Here is an 18,376-nt window from a genome sequence, read left to right as displayed (position 1 = left end):
TTTTCAGTCCATTGGGGATAGCATGAGACGATTTCTGACGACGCTGATGATTCTACTGGTCGTGCTGGTGGCCGGTTTTTCTGCGTTAGTTCTGTTGGTGAATCCGAATGATTTCCGCGCATATATGGTCAAGCAGGTTGCTGCGCGTAGCGGATATCAGCTGCAGTTGGATGGCCCTCTGCGTTGGCACGTATGGCCTCAGCTGAGTATCCTCTCGGGGCGCATGGTGTTAACGGCTGAAGGCGCCAGCGAACCCCTGATTCGTGCCGACAATATGCGTCTTGACGTCGCGTTGTGGCCCCTGTTGAGTCACCAGCTCAGCGTGAAGCAGGTGATGCTCAAAGGCGCGGTGATTCAACTGACCCCGCAAACTGAAGCGGTGCGCGGCAAAGATGCGCCCGTTGCCCCAAAAGACAATACGTTGCCCGACCTGGCTGAAGACAGAGGATGGTCGTTTGATATTGCCCGCCTGCGTGTTGCCGATAGCGTTCTGGTATTCCAGCATGAAGACGATGAACAGGTCACGGTTCGCGATATTCGTCTGGATATGGAACAGGATAACCAGCACCGCGGCACGTTTGATTTCTCCGGGCGCGTTAACCGCGATCAGCGTGACCTCGCGTTATCCTTCAACGGCAGCGTTGATGCCTCCGACTATCCGCATAACTTATCCGCGAATATTGAGCAGCTAAGCTGGCAATTGCAGGGGGCCGATCTACCGGCGCAGGGGATCAAAGGCCAGGGACAGTTTCAGGCGCAGTGGCTGGAAGAGAAAAAACAGCTCGCGTTTAGCCAGATTCATTTGACCGCTAACGACAGCTCTCTCGCCGGGCAAGCTCATGTGACATTGTTGGATAAACCAGAATGGGCCGTCGACCTGAAGTTTGGTCAGCTCAATCTGGACAATCTGCTCGTACAACGTGAGGCTGTGACGACGAACGGTGAGGTTCAGCAAGGTCAGAGTCAGTCAACGCTGGCGCGCCCCGTTATTGCTTCTCAAGTTGATGCCGTTTCGTATCAGGGACTGAAGGGATTTTCGGCAGACATCGCGTTGCAAGCTGACAAAGTGCTGTGGCGGAAAATGGCGTTTGACAATGTCTCGGCAAAAATTGACAACCAGTTCGGCTTGTTGAACGTTACGCAGTTGCAGGGGAAAAGTGACGGTGGGCTGGTGTCGCTTCCTGGTATGCTGGATGCCAGAAAAGGACAGCCGCGAGCGGTCTTCCATCCGCGCCTGGAAGGCGTAGAAATTGGTACTATCCTGAAAGCCTTCGACTACCCCATCGCCCTCACCGGTAAGCTGTCACTGGCAGGGGATTTCTCTGGCTCAGATATTGATGCCCAGGCGTTTCGTCATAGCTGGCAAGGGCAGGCCCATGTCGAAATGAGCGATACGCGAATGGAAGGAATGAACTTCCAGCAGATGATACAACAGGCCGTCGAACGTAGCGGTGGGGATGTTAAAGCTCAGCAAAACCTGGATAACGTGACCCGGTTGGATCATTTTGTAACCGATATGACGCTGGATAACGGCGAGGTTACGCTGGATAACATGGCGGGTGAGTCGGCGATGCTGGCGCTGACCGGCAAGGGAACGCTGGATCTGGTGAAGCTGAATTGCGACACGCTGTTTAACATTCGCGTGCTGGGCGGCTGGGATGGCGAAAGTAAGCTGATTAACTTCCTGAAGGCTACCCCGGTTCCTCTCAGAGTCTACGGTCAGTGGCAGGCGCTAAACTACAGTCTGCAGGTCGACCAGATTTTGCGTAAGCATTTGCAGGATGAAGCGAAACGTCGCCTTAACGACTGGGCCGATCGCAATAAAGACTCCCGCAACGGTAAAGATGTTAAAAAGTTGCTGGATAAACTCTGATTCATATTGCCGGATGGCGGTTGATGCCGCCTCCGGCTCGTGATTTACACCTCGTAATCCATCTCTTCTTCACTGTGCAGCGGTATCAGTTGGACTTTTTGCACGCGATGATTTTCCACCTGCAGGGTTTTTAGTCGATAGTCGCCAACCTGAACTTCCTCCCCGGTTTTCGGGATGCGCTGCAAATACTCCATTAACAGTCCGGCAATGGTGTGATATTCACGCTTATCATCTAACGGGATAGGCACGTACTGCACCAGATCTTCCAGCGGCATGTGTCCGTTAGCGGTCCATGAACCATCCGCGTTTTTCTGAATGTCATGGCGGGCGTCAATCTCCTCTACCTCATTTGGCAGGTTACCGGCGATGGTTTCCATCACGTCACTGAGCGTTACAATCCCTTCAACTGACCCAAATTCATCGGCCACAAAAGCGAAGTGCGTCCGGGCGTTACGGAACTGCTCAAGCGCCGGAAGCAGCGGCAGAGTTTCCGGGAACACCAACGGCTGGCGAATCAAGACGCGTAAGTCGAGCGGCTCGCCGCGAAGAGATTGCTGTAGCAGGTCGATGACATGCACCACGCCCAGCAAGTCTTCCTGCTCATCTTCGCCGGTGACCACCAGACGCGTATGCTGGTTTTTTTCCAGCAAAGCGCGGATTTCTGTTTCCGGCGCATTGAGGTCGATGTGCTCAATATCATGGCGCGAGGTCATGATGCTGCTGACCGTACGCTGATTAAGGTTCAGCACACGTTCAATCATCCGCCGTTCCTGAGGGGCAAAAATTTGGCCTTCATGATGGTCTGCCAGCATTGCCGCGGTTTCGGCATCCAGTTCGGCGTCTTCTTTTTGCCCGCTCAGCAGTCGCATTACCGCCTCGGCGGTGCGCTGGCGCAGGGTATGGTTGGCTGACAGGAAGCGACGGCGGTTAAAGATAGCCAACTGGTTTAATGCTTCTATCATGACCGAGAAGCCGATGGCGGCGTACAGGTAACCTTTCGGAATATGGAAACCAAACCCATCGGCGACTAGGCTGAAACCAATCATCAGCAAGAAGCTCAGGCACAGAATGACGATAGTGGGATGGCTGTTGACAAAGCGCGTCAGCGACTTGCTGGCAAGCACCATCAGGCTGATGGCAATAATCACCGCAGCCATCATTACTGCCAGGTGATCGACCATCCCCACGGCGGTAATGACGGAATCCAGGGAGAAGATGGCGTCCAGCACGACTATTTGCGCGACGACGCCCCAGAACTTAGCGCCTTTACGCTGGGTCGGGTTCTCGCTGTCTTTGCCTTCCAGCCGTTCGTTTAGCTCCATGGTGGCTTTAAACAGCAGGAAGAAACCGCCGAACAGCATGATCAGATCGCGCGCGCTGAAGCTCAGGCCGCGAATGCTGAACAGCGGCGTGGTCAGCGTTACCAGCCATGATATTGATGCCAACAGCAGCAGGCGCATGACCATCGCCAGCAGTAGCCCGGTAATACGCGCCTTATCCCGCTGGGCAGGAGGCAGTTTCTCCGCGAGGATGGCAATAAAAACAAGATTATCAATGCCAAGAACAAGTTCGATCACGATTAGCGTGACGAGTCCGGCCCAGATTGACGGATCGGCAATCCATTCCATAGTAAATGCTATACCCATAGTTGTATGACAATTGTCACAATTCGATCATGGGTAAAACTGGCGAAAAATGCAATGGCGAGGAGGGATTTCTCTGTAGCCTATTACAACCAGGTACGGGATATTAGCCTTAATGTAACTACAGGAAATAATATTATTAATCCAAAGCTCTTTAAGAAATATCGCAGGTGGGATATTTATATATTAATGTTGTCAATATCAATAAAATCCTAAAAATATACAAATTCAACGCTTAATATTAATCTTAAAAGCAAGTTGTCGGTAACTTGTTACCTTGCCTGATATTCGCTTAGCTGCAACAATTCCTCCGGTAATAATCAAAAGATAAATATTTCCTTATCAACCAGCGGCGCTATTCCTGATGCGTTCCCGCTGTGAATGTGATGAAAATAAAGGGGAAGATAAAAATTTAAATTAATCAGTGCATTGGTAGCTAATGAAGCCAGGGGCGGTAGCGTGTCTGGTCGCCTGAGACGAGCCTAAATTATTCTGTCAAGAGACCGCAGATGAATTCATTTTTTTTAGGACAGATGCCAGTTAAATTCCTTTTCAATTAACGGCAAGGTAAATGCGTACAGGCGAAGTCGCTATTTAGATCGCACGTGATAATTACTCTGCCAAAGTGATAAATAATCAATGATGAAATCCAAACTTAAATTGATGCCTGTATTGGTATCGGTAATCTTGATAAACGGTTGTACCGTGCTTCCGGGCAGCAATATGTCTACGATGGGCAAAGATGTGATTAAACAGCAGGACGCTGATTTTGATATCGATCGCATGGTGAATGTTTATCCACTCACCCCACGACTGGTCGAACAATTACGTCCCCGACCAAATGTTGCGCAGCCTAATATGTCTCTCGACCAGGAGATTTCCGGGTATCAGTACCGGGTCGGCCCGGGCGATGTCCTGAATGTTACCGTCTGGGATCATCCTGAACTCACCACGCCGGCCGGGCAGTATCGTAGCTCAAGTGATGCCGGCAACTGGGTGCAGCCTGATGGCACCATGTTTTACCCCTACATCGGCAAAGTTAGCGTGTCAGGGAAAACGTTGGCCGAAATTCGTAGTGATATTACCGGGCGCTTAGCGAAGTACATTGCTGACCCGCAGGTGGACGTTAATATCGCCGCTTTCCGTTCGCAGAAGGCCTATGTCTCCGGGCAGGTGAACAAATCCGGCCAGCAGGCCATCACCAACGTGCCGCTTACCATTCTCGATGCCATTAACGCCGCAGGCGGTCTCACCGAGGCGGCAGACTGGCGCAACGTTGTACTGACTCATAAAGGTCAGGAGCAACGTATTTCACTGCAAGCGCTAATGCAAAATGGCGACCTGAGCCAGAACCGTCTGCTCTATCCTGGCGACATCCTGTTTGTTCCGCGTAATGACGATTTGAAAGTCTTCGTAATGGGGGAAGTGAAAAAACAGAGCACCCTCAAAATGGACTTCAGCGGCATGACGCTCACCGAAGCGCTCGGCAACGCGGAAGGTATTGACCTGACCACCTCCAATGCCAGCGGCATTTTCGTTATTCGTCCATTGAAAGGCGAGGGCGGGAACAACGGCAAGATTGCCAATATCTATCAGCTTGATATGTCCGATGCGACATCGCTGGTGATGGCGACGTCATTCCGACTCCAGCCATACGATGTGGTGTACGTCACTACCGCGCCGGTTGCTCGCTGGAACCGTTTGATCAATCAGTTGCTGCCGACTATCAGCGGTGTTCGCTATATGACGGACACGGCCAGCGACCTTCACAACTGGTAATCGTCATGTTTAACAAAATCTTAGTTGTCTGTGTGGGGAACATTTGCCGCTCTCCGACGGCAGAGCGCTTGTTAAGGCAATTTCACCCGGCGCTGACGGTCTCTTCTGCCGGCCTCGGGGCGTTGGTAGGCAAAGGCGCGGACCCGTGCGCCATCAGCGTGGCGCAGGCGCACAACCTGTCACTGGAGAATCATTGTGCCCGGCAGATCTCGGGACGAATGTGCCGGGAGTATGACCTGATCCTGACCATGGAAAAACGCCATATCTCTGCCCTGTGTGAAATGGTGCCGGAGATGCGCGGCAAAGTGATGCTGTTTGGTCACTGGGACAGCGAGCGCGAAATTCCCGATCCGTATCGTAAAAGTCGTGATGCGTTTGACGCGGTGTACGCATTACTTGAACGGTCTGCACGCCAATGGGCTCAGGCATTGAACGCAGAGCAGGGAAAACAATGACAGAAAAAGTAAAACAGTCTGCTGCGCCGGTAACGGGCAATGATGAAATTGATATTGGCCGTCTGGTGGCAACGGTGGTGGAAGCCCGCTGGTGGGTGCTTGGTATTACTGCGGCATTTGCATTATGCGCAGCGGTCTACACGCTGTTTGCCACTCCGATCTACAGTGCGGACGCGCTGGTGCAAATTGAGCAAAATACCGGAAATTCACTGGTGCAGGATATTGGCTCGGCGTTGTCGAACAAACCTCCGGCCTCTGAAGCGGAAATTCAGCTCATCCAGTCACGGCTGGTATTGGGGAAAACGGTAGACGATCTCAACCTGGATATCGCGGTTACCAAAGATACGTTCCCCATTTTTGGCGCGGGTTGGGATCGGTTGATGGGGCGCCAGAACGAAACGGTTAACGTGACGACTTTCACGCTGCCAAAGGCAATGAATGAACAGACCTTCACGCTAAGCGTGCTGAATGACAAAAGTTATCAGCTGGTGAGTGACGGAGGTTTTAGCGCCCAGGGGCAGGTTGGGCAGGTGCTGAAACATGACGGCGTGACGATGCTGGTCGAGGCTATCCATGCCAGCCCTGAGAGCCAATTTACCGTCAGCAAATTCTCCACGCTGGGCATGATCAACACCCTGCAAAATAATCTGATGGTGACGGAAACCGGCAAAGACACTGGCGTACTGAGCCTGACCTTTACCGGCGAAGACCGCGAGCAAATCCGCCAGATCCTTGACAGTATTACCCGCAACTACCTGCAACAAAACGTGGAGCGTAAATCTGAAGAGGCCGCCAAAAGTCTGGCGTTTCTGGCAAAGCAGTTGCCCGAGGTACGTAACCGGCTGGACGTTGCCGAAAACAAGCTGAATGCCTTTCGTCAGGACAAAGACTCCGTGGATTTGCCGCTGGAAGCCAAAGCGGTGCTGGATTCCATGGTGAATATTGATGCGCAGCTTAATGAGCTGACCTTCAAAGAAGCTGAGATTTCCAAGCTGTTCACCAAAGCGCACCCTGCGTACCGCACCTTGCTGGAAAAACGCCAGGCGCTGGAAGATGAGAAAAGCAAGCTGAACGGGCGCGTAACGGCGATGCCGAAAACGCAGCAGGAAATTGTCCGCCTGACGCGTGACGTGGAGTCCGGCCAGCAGGTCTATATGCAACTGCTGAACAAGCAGCAGGAGCTGAAGATTACCGAGGCCAGTACGGTCGGAGATGTACGCATCGTCGATCCCGCGATTGCCCAGCCAGGCGTGCTGAAGCCGAAAACGACGCTGATTATTCTCGGCAGCATCATTCTTGGTTTGATGCTTTCAGTGGTGGGCGTACTGCTGCGTTCCCTGTTTAATCGCGGCATTGAAAGCCCACAGGCGCTGGAAGAGCATGGCATCAGCGTGTATGCCAGCATTCCACTATCAGAATGGCAAAAAGCTCGCGATAACGTGCAAACCATTAAAGGCGTGAAACGCTACAAGCAAAGCCAGTTGCTGGCAGTGGGGAATCCGACGGATCTTGCGATAGAAGCGGTCCGCAGCCTGCGTACCAGCCTGCACTTTGCCATGATGCAGGCGCGCAACAACGTCTTGATGCTGACCGGCGTCAGCCCGTCAATTGGTAAAACGTTTGTCTGCGCCAACCTGGCGGCGGTCGTTAGTCAGACCAACAAACGCGTGCTGTTGATCGACTGCGACATGCGCAAAGGTTATACCCACGAGCTGCTGGGGACCAATAACGTTAACGGTCTGTCTGAGATCCTCATCGGCAAGGGGGATATCTCATCCAGCGCGAAACCGACATCGATTCCACATTTCGATCTGATCCCTCGCGGACAAATTCCCCCCAACCCCTCCGAACTGCTGATGAGTGAACGCTTTGGCGAACTGATTGCATGGGCCAGCTCGCACTATGACCTGGTGCTGATCGATACCCCGCCAATACTGGCGGTGACCGACGCGGCTATCGTGGGTCGTCACGTTGGAACCACGCTGATGGTGGCGCGTTACGCGGTCAACACGCTGAAAGAGGTGGAAACCAGCCTGAGTCGCTTCGAGCAAAACGGCATTCAGGTGAAAGGGGTGATCCTGAACTCGATCTTCCGCCGTGCCAGCGGGTATCAGGATTACGGTTACTACGAATACGAGTACACCTCGGATACGAAATAGATTACGAACATTGCCGGATAGCGGCCCACAAAAACATATTTATACCCTAAATAATTCGAGTTGCAGGAAAGCCAACGCAGATGCAACTTGAAGTATGACGGGGATATCTGGGAAACGAAAATGACGACAGACAACCCGCTAATTTCAATTTATATGCCCACCTGGAACCGTCAGCAACTGGCCATCCGGGCGATTAAATCGGTACTGCGCCAGGACTATCCTCACTGGGAGATGATCATTGTGGATGATTGCTCTTCCTCGTATGAGCAACTGCAGCAATTTGTTGAAGAGCTCAACGATCCGCGTGTGTCGTATACGCGTAATCCAACTAACTCCGGAGCCTGTGCGGTGCGTAATCAGGCCATCATGCAGGCCAGTGGGCAATATATTACGGGTATTGATGATGATGATGAATGGACGCCGAACCGCCTGAGCGTATTTCTCAATTATCGCCATCATCTGGTGACGCGGGCGTTTCTGTATGCCAATGACTATGTCTGTGAAGGCGAAGTATATTCGCAGCCGACCAGTTTGCCGCTCTATCCGAAGGCCGTTTATTCACGCCGTAAATTTTATAAGCGCAATATTATTGGTAATCAGGTGTTTACCTGGGCCTGGCGGTTTAAAGCATGCCTGTTCGATACCACGCTGAAAGCGGCGCAGGATTATGACATTTTCCTGCGCATGGTGGTGGCGTATGGCAAACCGTGGAAGGTAAAAGAGGCAACGCAGATCCTGCATGTGAATCACGGTGAAATGCGTATTACCTCATCCCCGCATAAATTCTCTGGCTACTTTCAGTTCTACCGTAAGCACAAAGGCAAATTTGACCGGGCCAGCAAGAAATATCAGCTGTTTACCCTCTACCAAATCCGCAATAAACGGATGAACTGGCGCACGTTGCTGACGCTGCTTTCTGTTCGCAATAGTAAGCGCCTGGCCGACGGACTGCGAGGACGCTAAGTATGCTGGAAGATTTACGCGCGAACGGCTGGAGTCTGCGACCCTGCTGCATGGTGGTGGCCTATCGGATTGCCCATTTTTGCTCCGTCTGGCGTAAAAAAAATGTCTTGAACAACCTGTGGGCGGCGCCGGTGCTGGTGATGTATCGCCTTATCACTGAATGCGTGTTTGGCTATGAAATCCAGGCCGCTGCATCTATTGGTCGTCGTTTCACCATCCATCATGGCTATGGGGTGGTGATCAATAAACACGTGGTGGCGGGGGATGATTTCACCCTGCGCCATGGCGTCACCATCGGCAATCTTGGCGGCAACGATCTGTCCTGTCCGGTCATCGGTAACGGCGTTGAGCTGGGGGCCAATGTCACTCTGCTTGGCGGCGTTGCCATTGGCGATAACGTGACGATTGGCGCCGGGAGCGTCGTAGTGGACAGCATCCCGGACAATACGCTGGTCGTGGGCGAGAAGGCACGGGTGAAGGTAATAAAATGAAGATATTACAGTTTAATGTGCGGCTCGCAGAAGGCGGGGCGGCAGGCGTGGCGTTAGATTTGCATCTGAGGGCGCTGGAGAAAGGGCTGTCGTCGCATTTTGTCTACGGCTATGGCAAAGGCGGTAAGAAAAGCGTCAGTCACGAGAATTACCCGCAGGTTATCAAACATACGCCGCGTCTGACGTCGGCGGCGAACATTGCGCTGTTTCGTTTCGCGAACCGCGACATGTTTGGCAATCTCGACAAGTTGTACCGTACGGTTACCCGCACTTCCGGCCCACTGGTACTGCATTTTCATGTGTTGCACAGCTACTGGTTGAATCTGGAAGAGGTGGTCACCTTTTGCCAAAAAGTGAAGGTGCATAAACCGGATATCACCTTCGTCTGGACGCTGCACGATCACTGGAGCGTGACCGGGCGCTGTGCCTTTACCGATGGCTGCGAAAGCTGGAAAACGGGCTGTCAGAAATGTCCAACGCTCAGTAACTATCCGCCGGTAAAAATCGATAAAGCCCATCAACAGTTGCCTGGTAAACGGCAGATGTTTCGCGCCATGCTGGCGCTGGGCTGCCAGTTCATCTCGCCCAGTCAGCATGTGGCCGATGCATTCAACAGTCTGTATGGCGCCGGTCGTTGCCGCATTATTAACAACGGCATCGATGTGGTAACGGAAGCCATTCTTGCCGAACTTCCCGCTAAGCATGAGGAAAGCGGCAGACCGAAAATCGCCGTGGTGGCCCATGACCTGCGCTATGACGGAAAAACCAGTCAGCAACTGGTGCGAGCGATGATTGCGCTCGGAGACAAAATTGAGCTGCATACCTTCGGCAAATTTTCTCCGTTTGTCGGGGATAACGTCATCAATCACGGGTTTGAGAGCGATAAGCGCACGTTGATGAGCGCGCTTAACGAGATGGATGGGCTGGTGTTCAGCTCGCGCGTTGATAACTACCCGCTGATTCTGTGTGAAGCGCTTTCCATCGGCGTACCGGTTATTGCTACGCATAGCGATGCCGCGCAGGAAGTGCTGGCGAAATCGGGCGGCAAAACGTTCAGCGAAGCGGACGTTTTGCACCTGGTGCAACTGAAAAGATCAGACATTGCGCAGGCGGTATTTGACACGTCGCTTGCCGCGTTCAGCCAGCGCAGCCGGGTGGCATATAGTGGGCAACAGATGCTGGAGGAGTATGTCTCGTTCTATCAGAATCTGTAGCTATCTGGTGCTACCGCTGCTTTATCTGCTGGTTAACGTCAAACTCGCCCAGCTTGGCGAGAGCTTCCCGATAACTATCGTCACGTTTTTGCCCGTTCTGCTGTTGCTGTTTGTCGAGCGCATCAATATTAAAAAATTAATGATTGCGCTGGGCGTAGGAGGCGGACTGACGGCGTTTAACTATCTGTTCGGACAATCACTGGATGCCAGCAAGTACGTGACGTCCGCAATGCTGTTTGTCTATACCGTGGTGATTATCGGTATGGTGTGGAGTATTCGCTTCAAAACCATTTCGCCGCATAACTACATTAAGATCTTGCGTTTTTTCTGGCTGGTTGTGGGCCTGGTGGTGGGGTTAGCTGCGGTGGAAATGGCGCAGATAATTCTTAGTGGCGGCAGCAGTTTAATGGAAGTTATTTCGAAATATCTTATTTACAGTAATAGCTATGTTCTGAACTTTATTAAGTTTGGTGGGAAGCGTACCACTGCACTCTATTTCGAACCGGCATTCTTCGCTCTGGCGTTAATCTCAATTTGGCTCAGTATCAAACAGTTTGGTATCAAAACGCCTAAGTCCGATGCTATGATTCTGGCAGGGATAATATTATCAGGATCGTTTTCAGGGGTAATGACATTTATTTTGTTTTACCTCCTGGAGTGGGCGTTCCAGTATCTGAATAAAGATGCGATAAAAAAGAAGTTGCCGCTGGCGATAATCTCATTAAGCGTGTTTGTTGTTGGTGTGATATTTGCGTTTCCGTACATCGCGACACGGCTTGGAGATTTAGGAACTGAAGGCTCATCATCGTATTATCGTATCGTGGGACCATTAGTAATGGTCGGTTATTCGTTACTTAACGTTGATGGGGTAGTGAGATTCGGCTCACTTTATGAATATGTTGCGTCATTCGGAATTTTTAACGGTGCAGATGTTGGTAAAACGATAGACAATGGCTTGTATCTGCTGATTATTTATTTCTCATGGCTCGCGGTGATATTAGCCCTGTGGTACATGGGGAAAGTCATGAAGATGATGATCAATGCGTTTGGTGATAATCAGAATTATCGGGTGCAGCTTTATCTTTTTACGCCGCTGTCGCTGTTTTTTACAGGTTCAGTATTTAGTCCGGAATACGCATTTTTAATTGTATGTCCGTTTATTTTGCGCAAGGCACTGAATATAGCGAGGTAGAACGCATGCTGCTCAGTATTATTACCGTCGCCTTTCGTAATCTGGAAGGGATCGTCAAAACTCACGCGTCGTTAGCTCATCTGACGCAGGCGGGTGATATCAGTTTTGAGTGGATTGTTGTTGATGGCGGCTCTTCTGACGGTACCTCGGCCTTTCTTGAAGGGCTCAGTGGAGAGCACCGGTTACGGTTTGTCAGCGAGCCGGATAAGGGCATCTATGATGCAATGAACAAAGGTATCGCTATGGCGCGCGGGCGGTTTGCGCTGTTCCTCAACTCCGGGGATATTCTGCATGCAGATGCGGCTCATTTTATCCGCCAGCTAAAAACGCAGAGCGATAAAGCGATGGTCATTGGCGATGCGTTGCTGGATTTCGGTAATGGTAACAAAATTAAGCGGCGGGCCAAGCCGGGTTGGTATATTTATCACAGCCTTCCCGCCAGCCATCAGGCCATCTTCTTTCCTCTCTCTGGACTGAATGTCTGGCGCTATGATTTGCAATATAAGATATCGTCTGATTACGCACTGGCAGCCAAATTATACAAGTCAGGTTACGCGTTTAAAAAGCTGAGCGGGCTGGTGTCAGAGTTTTCCATGGGTGGGGTGTCAACGACGAATAATCTGGAATTGTGCCGGGATGCAAAAAAGGTACAGCGCCAGATATTACACATGCCAGGGTTTTGGACCGGGTTGTCAGAATATTTACGTCTGCGCACAACCGGTAAAACAAAAACCTTATATGGAAAAGCGTAAGGGTACATTATGCAGGATTTAAGCGGCTTCAACGTGCCGGGAGGTTTTCGCGGCGGCGGTGCCATTAAAGTGCAATTATGGTGGGCAGTGCAAGCCACATTATTTCGCTGGTCCCCACAGGTAATGTATCGCTGGCGTGCGTTTTTATTGCGAATGTTTGGCGCAAAAATAGGAAAAAACGTAGTTATTCGACCTTCAGTAAAAATTACTTATCCGTGGAAATTAACCCTGGGAGATTATTCCTGGGTGGGTGATGACGCGGTTTTATATACGCTGGGTGATATTACGATTGGTGCGCACGCGGTTATTTCGCAAAAAAGTTATTTATGCACCGGGAGTCATGATTATGCCAGTCAACATTTTGATATTAACGCCACACCAATTGTAGTTGGTGATAAATGCTGGCTGGCGACAGATGTCTTTGTCGCGCCTGGCGTGACGATTGGCGATGGCACCGTCGTCGGAGCACGCAGCAGTGTATTTAAATCGCTGCCAGCCAATGTCGTTTGTCGGGGAAATCCCGCAATAGTCACACGCGAACGCGTCGAGAAAGTTACTCCCTGAGGGGATCATTTAAGAGGTAATAACATGTCAAAAGTCGCTCTCATCACTGGCGTAACCGGGCAGGATGGTTCTTACCTGGCAGAGTTCCTGCTGGAAAAAGGGTATGAAGTGCACGGTATTAAGCGCCGCGCTTCATCATTCAACACCGAACGTGTGGACCACATCTATCAGGATCCGCATTCGGGCAATCCCAAATTCCATCTGCACTATGGCGATTTGACGGACTCCTCCAACCTGACCCGTATTTTACAGGAAGTGCAACCGGATGAGGTCTATAACCTCGGCGCCATGAGTCATGTCGCGGTGTCGTTTGATTCACCGGAATACACCGCGGATGTCGATGCTATCGGCACCTTGCGTTTGCTGGAAGCTATCCGCTTCCTCGGCCTGGAAAAGAAGACCCGTTTTTATCAGGCTTCCACCTCTGAACTGTACGGCCTGGTACAGGAAATCCCGCAGAAAGAGAGCACGCCGTTCTACCCGCGCTCGCCGTATGCCGTTGCCAAGCTGTACGCCTACTGGATAACCGTCAACTACCGCGAATCTTACGGTATGTATGCCTGTAACGGCATTCTGTTTAACCACGAATCTCCGCGCCGCGGCGAAACCTTTGTCACGCGCAAAATTACGCGTGCGATCGCCAACATCGCGCAGGGGCTGGAGTCTTGCCTGTACCTGGGCAATATGGATTCGCTGCGTGACTGGGGGCATGCCAAAGATTACGTCAGGATGCAGTGGATGATGCTGCAGCAGGACAAGCCGGAAGATTTCGTGATTGCCACCGGCGTGCAGTATTCCGTGCGCCAGTTTGTGGAAATGGCCGCCGCTCAGTTGGGGATTAAATTGCGCTTTGAAGGCGAGGGCGTGAATGAGAAAGGCATTGTGGTTTCCGTAACCGGACACGACGCGCCGGGTGTGAAACCTGGGGATGTCATGATTGCCGTCGATCCGCGCTATTTCCGTCCGGCAGAGGTGGAAACGCTGCTGGGCGATCCGGCCAAAGCACATGAAAAACTGGGCTGGAAGCCGGAAATCACGTTGCGCCAGATGATCTCGGAAATGGTTGCCAACGATCTTGAAGCAGCGAAGAAGCATTCCCTGCTGAAGTCGCACGGTTACGAGGTAGCCATCGCGCTGGAGTACTGAGGATGAAGACACAACGTATTTTTGTGGCGGGCCATCGCGGGATGGTGGGGTCCGCCATCGTCAGACAATTGTCGCAGCGAGATAATGTCGAGCTGGTGCTGCGTAGCCGCGACCAACTTAACCTGCTGGACGCCAGTGCGGTGCAGGCGTTCTTTGCCACTGAACGTATTGACCAGGTTTATCTGGCGGCGGCAAAAGTCGGCGGGATCGTGGCGAATAATACTTATCCTGCTGATTTTATTTATGAAAACATGATGATTGAGAGCAACATTATTCATGCTGCGCATTTGCATAACGTGAATAAACTGCTGTTCCTCGGATCATCCTGTATTTATCCAAAGCAAGCCACCCAGCCAATAGCTGAAAGCGAGCTGTTGCAGGGGCAGCTGGAACCGACCAATGAGCCGTATGCGATTGCCAAAATTGCCGGGATCAAGCTGTGCGAATCGTATAACCGCCAGTATGGCCGCGATTATCGCTCGGTGATGCCGACCAATCTGTATGGGCCGCATGACAACTTCCACCCGAGTAATTCGCATGTGATCCCGGCGCTGCTGCGCCGCTTTCATGACGCTCGAGAGCACAATACGCCGGATGTGGTGGTTTGGGGAAGCGGGACGCCAATGCGTGAATTTCTGCATGTTGACGATATGGCAGCGGCCAGTATCCACGTGATGGAGCTGGATCAGGAAGTCTTGCAGGAATATACCCAGCCGATGCTGTCGCATATCAACGTGGGGACCGGCGTGGACTGCACCATCCGCGAACTGGCGCAAACCATCGCGCAGGTCGTGGGTTACAAGGGGCGCGTGGTGTTCGACGCCAGCAAACCGGATGGAACGCCGCGCAAATTGCTCGATGTTACGCGTCTGCATCAGTTGGGCTGGTATCACGAGATATCACTGGAAGCGGGGCTTGCCAGTACCTGGCAGTGGTTCCTTGAAAACCAGCAGCGCTACCGGGGGTAAGCATGTTTTTACGTCATGAGGATTTTGCCACCGTAGTACGTTCAACTCCGCTGATTTCCATCGATTTGATCGTGGAAAACACCCACGGTGAATTTCTGCTCGGTAAGCGTCTCAATCGTCCGGCGCAGGGTTACTGGTTCGTGCCCGGCGGTCGGGTGCAAAAAGATGAACCGCTGCACGTGGCCTTTGAACGGCTTACCGAAACGGAGCTGGGGTTACGTTTACCGCTGTCCGCTGCGGAGTTTTACGGTGTCTGGCAGCACTTCTATGACGACAACTTTTCTGGGGATGATTTCTCAACGCATTACATCGTGCTGGGATTTCGTCTGCGGGTGTCGGAAAACGACTTGCAACTGCCCAATGTCCAACATGATGCGTACCGATGGATGGCGTCTACACAGATTCTGGCCAGTGACCACGTACACGACAACAGTCGGGCTTACTTCTGTAAAACAAGTCAAGCCGGAGTACCCGGGCTATGAAGATCCTCGTGTATGGCATCAACTATTCGCCGGAGTTGACCGGTATCGGCAAATACACCGGTGAAATGGTGGAGTGGATGGCGCAGCAGGGGCATGACGTTCGGGTGATCACCGCACCGCCTTATTATCCCCAGTGGAAGGTAAACGGCAGTTATTCATCCTGGCGCTACCGTCGCGAAGAGGGCGACGCCCTCGTCTGGCGTTGTCCGCTGTATGTGCCTGAGCAACCCTCAACGCTCAAGCGCCTGCTGCATTTGGGCAGTTTCGCCCTGAGCAGTTTTTTCCCGCTACTGGCGCAACGTCGCTGGAAGCCGGATCGCATTATCGGCGTAGTGCCGACGCTGTTTTGCACGCCAGGCATGCGCCTGCTGGCAAAGCTTTGTGGCGCACGTACGCTATTGCACGTTCAGGATTACGAAGTCGATGCCATGTTGGGGCTAGGAATGGCGGGCAAAGGCACGCGCGGTATGGTGGCAAAACTGGCCAGCGCCTTTGAGCGCAGTGGGCTGTTGAATATGGACCATATTTCGACGATTTCCCGTTCCATGATGCACAAAGCCATGGAAAAAGGCGTTGCGCCGCACAAGGTTATTTTCTTTCCGAACTGGTCAGAAGTGACGCGCTTTCGTGATGTGAGCGACGCCGATGCCCTGGCGTTGTCCCAGCAACTGGGATTGCCTGCCGATCAAAAGATCGTTCTTTACTCAGGCAATATCGGTGAAAAGCAGGGGCTGGAGAGCGTGATAGACGCAGCGGTCGAGTTGAGCGAACAACCCTGGCTGTTTGTGATTGTCGGGCAGGGCGGTGGTAAAGCGCGGCTGGAGAGTATGGTCAGCGAACGCGGCCTGAACAACGTGATGTTCTTTCCGCTGCAATCATATGACGCGCTGCCTGCGCTGCTCAAGATGGCGGATTGTCATCTGGTCGTGCAAAAGCGTGGTGCGGCAGATGCCGTACTGCCCTCCAAATTGACCAATATCCTCGCTGTTGGTGGTAACGCAGTTATTACTGCCGAACCTGAAACCGAGCTGGGTCAGCTTTGTGACGCTCACCCTGGCATTGCGGTGTGCGTGGAGCCGGAGTCGGTAAACGCGCTGGTTTGCGGTATTAAACGGGCGCTGATGATGCCAAAAGTAAACACGGTGGCACGTGATTATGCCGAACGCACGCTGGATAAAGAAAACGTGCTGAGTCAATTTCTTGCAGATATACGGGGTACATGATGAGTCAAAGCAAACTCTTTCCGGTGGTGATGGCCGGTGGCTCAGGGAGCCGTTTATGGCCACTGTCCCGCGTGCTGTACCCAAAGCAGTTCCTGTGCCTGAAAGGCGATCTCACCATGCTGCAGACGACGATTTGCCGTCTGAACGGCGTGGAGTGCGAAAGCCCGGTGGTTATCTGTAATGAACAACACCGTTTTATCGTAGCGGAACAGCTACGACAACTGCACAAGCTGACTGAGAACATCATTCTCGAACCTGCCGGGCGTAATACGGCACCGGCGATAGCGCTGGCCGCGCTGGCGGCAAAACGTCAAAGTCCGGGTGAGGATCCGCTGCTGCTGGTCTTGGCGGCCGATCACATGATTGCCAACGAAGAGGCATTCCGCGAGGCGGTTCGCAATGCGATGCCCTATGCCGGAGCGGGTAAGCTGGTGACGTTTGGTATCGTGCCGGACCAGCCGGAAACCGGCTATGGCTATATCCGCCGGGGGGAAGTCTCGCCGACGAATACCGACGCCGTGGCTTTTGAAGTGGCACAGTTTGTTGAAAAGCCCAATCTGGAAACCGCGCAGGCTTACGTGACGAGCGGCGACTACTACTGGAACAGCGGCATGTTCTTGTTCCGGGCCGGACGTTACCTGGAAGAACTGAAAAAGTATCGTCCCGACATTCTCGAAGCCTGTGAGAACGCCATGAGTACGGTCGACCCCGATCTCGATTTTATCCGCGTTGATGAACAGGCGTTTCTCGCCTGCCCGGAAGAGTCTGTGGACTATGCGGTAATGGAACGTACCGCCGATGCGGTGGTGATGCCAATGAACGCAGGCTGGAGCGATGTTGGCTCCTGGTCATCGCTGTGGGAAATCAGTGCCCATACCGCTGAAGGCAATGTGCATCACGGCGACGTCATTAGCCACAAAACGGAAAACAGTTACGTGTATGCCGAATCCGGCCTGGTGACGACCGTCGGGGTGAAAGATCTGGTGGTGGTGCAGACCAAAGACGCGGTGCTGATAGCCGATCGCAACGCGGTGCAGGACGTCAAAAAAGTGGTAGAGCAAATTAAGGCTGACGGGCGTCATGAGCATCATATTCACCGCGAAGTTTATCGTCCGTGGGGCAAGTACGACTCAATTGATGCCGGAGAACGTTACCAGGTGAAGCGAATTACCGTCAAGCCTGGTGAGGGATTGTCTGTGCAGATGCATCATCACCGGGCTGAACACTGGGTTGTGGTTGCCGGTACCGCGAAGGTGACAATCAATGATGATATCAAACTGCTTGCTGAAAACGAGTCTGTCTATATTCCGCTGGGGGCGACCCATTGTCTGGAGAACCCCGGGAAAATCCCGCTCGATCTGATTGAAGTGCGCTCCGGATCTTACCTCGATGAGGATGATGTGGTGCGGTTTGCGGATCGCTACGGGCGCGCGTAACACAACATCATCGTTGCCGGATGGCGGCGTGAACAC

The 18,376-nt window shown here is 52.5% G+C and carries 16 protein-coding genes; 15 read left to right on the top strand and 1 reads right to left on the bottom strand.

The features are described from left to right. The first annotated feature begins 22 nt into the window (after window positions 1–22). Window positions 23–1,873, top strand: coding sequence for an outer membrane assembly protein AsmA (gene asmA, locus KQJ19_RS10530; RefSeq protein ID WP_047501043.1), 1,851 nt, complete (start codon window positions 23–25; stop codon window positions 1,871–1,873). 44 nt (window positions 1,874–1,917) lie between these two features. Here the strand turns inward: asmA and KQJ19_RS10525 are convergent, their stop codons facing one another. Beyond that, entirely contained in the window at window positions 1,918–3,501 is a 1,584-nt protein-coding gene (locus tag KQJ19_RS10525; protein WP_019077138.1) for a TerC family protein, read from the bottom strand. Between the two features lie 654 nt (window positions 3,502–4,155). Here KQJ19_RS10525 and KQJ19_RS10520 point away from each other — a divergent pair. The 14 genes from KQJ19_RS10520 (at window position 4,156) to cpsB (ending at window position 18,340) form a co-directional block, all read left to right on the top strand. After that, window positions 4,156–5,295, top strand: a complete 1,140-nt coding sequence (locus KQJ19_RS10520) for a polysaccharide export protein (RefSeq protein ID WP_047499630.1) — start codon at window positions 4,156–4,158, stop codon at window positions 5,293–5,295. Window positions 5,296–5,300: 5 nt separating this feature from the next. Beyond that, complete coding sequence (wzb, locus tag KQJ19_RS10515; protein ID WP_016156925.1) at window positions 5,301–5,750, top strand: low molecular weight protein-tyrosine-phosphatase Wzb; 450 nt, start codon at window positions 5,301–5,303, stop codon at window positions 5,748–5,750. Further along, on the top strand, window positions 5,747–7,909 hold the full coding sequence (gene wzc, locus KQJ19_RS10510) for a tyrosine-protein kinase Wzc (RefSeq protein WP_016156924.1): 2,163 nt from the start codon (window positions 5,747–5,749) through the stop codon (window positions 7,907–7,909). The genes wzb and wzc overlap by 4 nt, the downstream gene beginning before the upstream one ends. Before the next feature lie 120 nt (window positions 7,910–8,029). Then, on the top strand, window positions 8,030–8,872 hold the full coding sequence (gene wcaA, locus KQJ19_RS10505; protein ID WP_016153592.1) for a colanic acid biosynthesis glycosyltransferase WcaA: 843 nt from the start codon (window positions 8,030–8,032) through the stop codon (window positions 8,870–8,872). Window positions 8,873–8,874: 2 nt separating this feature from the next. After that, window positions 8,875–9,363, top strand: coding sequence for a colanic acid biosynthesis acetyltransferase WcaB (gene wcaB / locus KQJ19_RS10500; protein ID WP_016156923.1), 489 nt, complete (start codon window positions 8,875–8,877; stop codon window positions 9,361–9,363). Beyond that, window positions 9,360–10,577 carry a colanic acid biosynthesis glycosyltransferase WcaC gene (gene wcaC, locus KQJ19_RS10495; RefSeq protein WP_216403637.1) on the top strand — a complete coding sequence of 406 codons (1,218 nt, stop codon included), beginning with the start codon at window positions 9,360–9,362 and terminating at the stop codon, window positions 10,575–10,577. Before wcaB ends, wcaC begins: the two co-directional genes overlap by 4 nt. After that, window positions 10,552–11,769 (top strand): colanic acid polymerase WcaD, encoded by a 1,218-nt coding sequence (gene wcaD / locus KQJ19_RS10490; protein WP_216403636.1) that lies wholly within the window; start codon window positions 10,552–10,554, stop codon window positions 11,767–11,769. Before wcaC ends, wcaD begins: the two co-directional genes overlap by 26 nt. 5 nt (window positions 11,770–11,774) lie before the next feature. Then, the gene (gene wcaE, locus KQJ19_RS10485) at window positions 11,775–12,521 is read left to right on the top strand and encodes a colanic acid biosynthesis glycosyltransferase WcaE (RefSeq protein ID WP_049270706.1); all 747 of its coding nucleotides are present in this window, start codon (window positions 11,775–11,777) and stop codon (window positions 12,519–12,521) included. 9 nt (window positions 12,522–12,530) lie between these two features. Continuing rightward, a complete protein-coding gene (wcaF, locus tag KQJ19_RS10480; protein WP_016153587.1) occupies window positions 12,531–13,085 on the top strand; it encodes a colanic acid biosynthesis acetyltransferase WcaF in 555 nt (184 codons plus the stop codon). A gap of 24 nt (window positions 13,086–13,109) precedes the next feature. Further along, window positions 13,110–14,231, top strand: coding sequence for a GDP-mannose 4,6-dehydratase (gene gmd, locus KQJ19_RS10475; RefSeq protein ID WP_016156920.1), 1,122 nt, complete (start codon window positions 13,110–13,112; stop codon window positions 14,229–14,231). 2 nt (window positions 14,232–14,233) lie between these two features. Beyond that, window positions 14,234–15,199, top strand: a complete 966-nt coding sequence (locus tag KQJ19_RS10470; RefSeq protein ID WP_049281948.1) for a GDP-L-fucose synthase — start codon at window positions 14,234–14,236, stop codon at window positions 15,197–15,199. 2 nt (window positions 15,200–15,201) lie between these two features. Beyond that, on the top strand, window positions 15,202–15,681 hold the full coding sequence (locus KQJ19_RS10465) for a GDP-mannose mannosyl hydrolase (RefSeq protein ID WP_049281947.1): 480 nt from the start codon (window positions 15,202–15,204) through the stop codon (window positions 15,679–15,681). After that, on the top strand, window positions 15,678–16,904 hold the full coding sequence (gene wcaI / locus KQJ19_RS10460; RefSeq protein ID WP_216403635.1) for a colanic acid biosynthesis fucosyltransferase WcaI: 1,227 nt from the start codon (window positions 15,678–15,680) through the stop codon (window positions 16,902–16,904). The genes KQJ19_RS10465 and wcaI overlap by 4 nt, the downstream gene beginning before the upstream one ends. Then, on the top strand, window positions 16,904–18,340 hold the full coding sequence (cpsB, locus tag KQJ19_RS10455; protein ID WP_053388855.1) for a mannose-1-phosphate guanyltransferase: 1,437 nt from the start codon (window positions 16,904–16,906) through the stop codon (window positions 18,338–18,340). Before wcaI ends, cpsB begins: the two co-directional genes overlap by 1 nt. The last annotated feature ends 36 nt before the right edge of the window (window positions 18,341–18,376 follow it).

The organism is Citrobacter sp. S46_ASV_140 (genome assembly GCF_018919545.1).
GTDB classification, from domain to species: Bacteria; Pseudomonadota; Gammaproteobacteria; order Enterobacterales; family Enterobacteriaceae; genus Citrobacter; species Citrobacter braakii.
Note: the sequence above shows the minus strand (reverse complement) of the source record. Positions and strands in the feature narration are given on the sequence as shown.

Excerpts from the sequence above, each read along its gene's own strand:
- asmA (WP_047501043.1), top strand. The coding sequence starts at position 23 with ATGAGACGATTTCTGACGACGCTGATGATTCTACTGGTCGTGCTGGTG.
- KQJ19_RS10525 (WP_019077138.1), bottom strand. The coding sequence starts at position 3,501 with ATGGAATGGATTGCCGATCCGTCAATCTGGGCCGGACTCGTCACGCTA.
- KQJ19_RS10520 (WP_047499630.1), top strand. The coding sequence starts at position 4,156 with ATGATGAAATCCAAACTTAAATTGATGCCTGTATTGGTATCGGTAATC.
- wzb (WP_016156925.1), top strand. The coding sequence starts at position 5,301 with ATGTTTAACAAAATCTTAGTTGTCTGTGTGGGGAACATTTGCCGCTCT.
- wzc (WP_016156924.1), top strand. The coding sequence starts at position 5,747 with ATGACAGAAAAAGTAAAACAGTCTGCTGCGCCGGTAACGGGCAATGAT.
- wcaA (WP_016153592.1), top strand. The coding sequence starts at position 8,030 with ATGACGACAGACAACCCGCTAATTTCAATTTATATGCCCACCTGGAAC.
- wcaB (WP_016156923.1), top strand. The coding sequence starts at position 8,875 with ATGCTGGAAGATTTACGCGCGAACGGCTGGAGTCTGCGACCCTGCTGC.
- wcaC (WP_216403637.1), top strand. The coding sequence starts at position 9,360 with ATGAAGATATTACAGTTTAATGTGCGGCTCGCAGAAGGCGGGGCGGCA.
- wcaD (WP_216403636.1), top strand. The coding sequence starts at position 10,552 with ATGTCTCGTTCTATCAGAATCTGTAGCTATCTGGTGCTACCGCTGCTT.
- wcaE (WP_049270706.1), top strand. The coding sequence starts at position 11,775 with ATGCTGCTCAGTATTATTACCGTCGCCTTTCGTAATCTGGAAGGGATC.
- wcaF (WP_016153587.1), top strand. The coding sequence starts at position 12,531 with ATGCAGGATTTAAGCGGCTTCAACGTGCCGGGAGGTTTTCGCGGCGGC.
- gmd (WP_016156920.1), top strand. The coding sequence starts at position 13,110 with ATGTCAAAAGTCGCTCTCATCACTGGCGTAACCGGGCAGGATGGTTCT.
- KQJ19_RS10470 (WP_049281948.1), top strand. The coding sequence starts at position 14,234 with ATGAAGACACAACGTATTTTTGTGGCGGGCCATCGCGGGATGGTGGGG.
- KQJ19_RS10465 (WP_049281947.1), top strand. The coding sequence starts at position 15,202 with ATGTTTTTACGTCATGAGGATTTTGCCACCGTAGTACGTTCAACTCCG.
- wcaI (WP_216403635.1), top strand. The coding sequence starts at position 15,678 with ATGAAGATCCTCGTGTATGGCATCAACTATTCGCCGGAGTTGACCGGT.
- cpsB (WP_053388855.1), top strand. The coding sequence starts at position 16,904 with ATGAGTCAAAGCAAACTCTTTCCGGTGGTGATGGCCGGTGGCTCAGGG.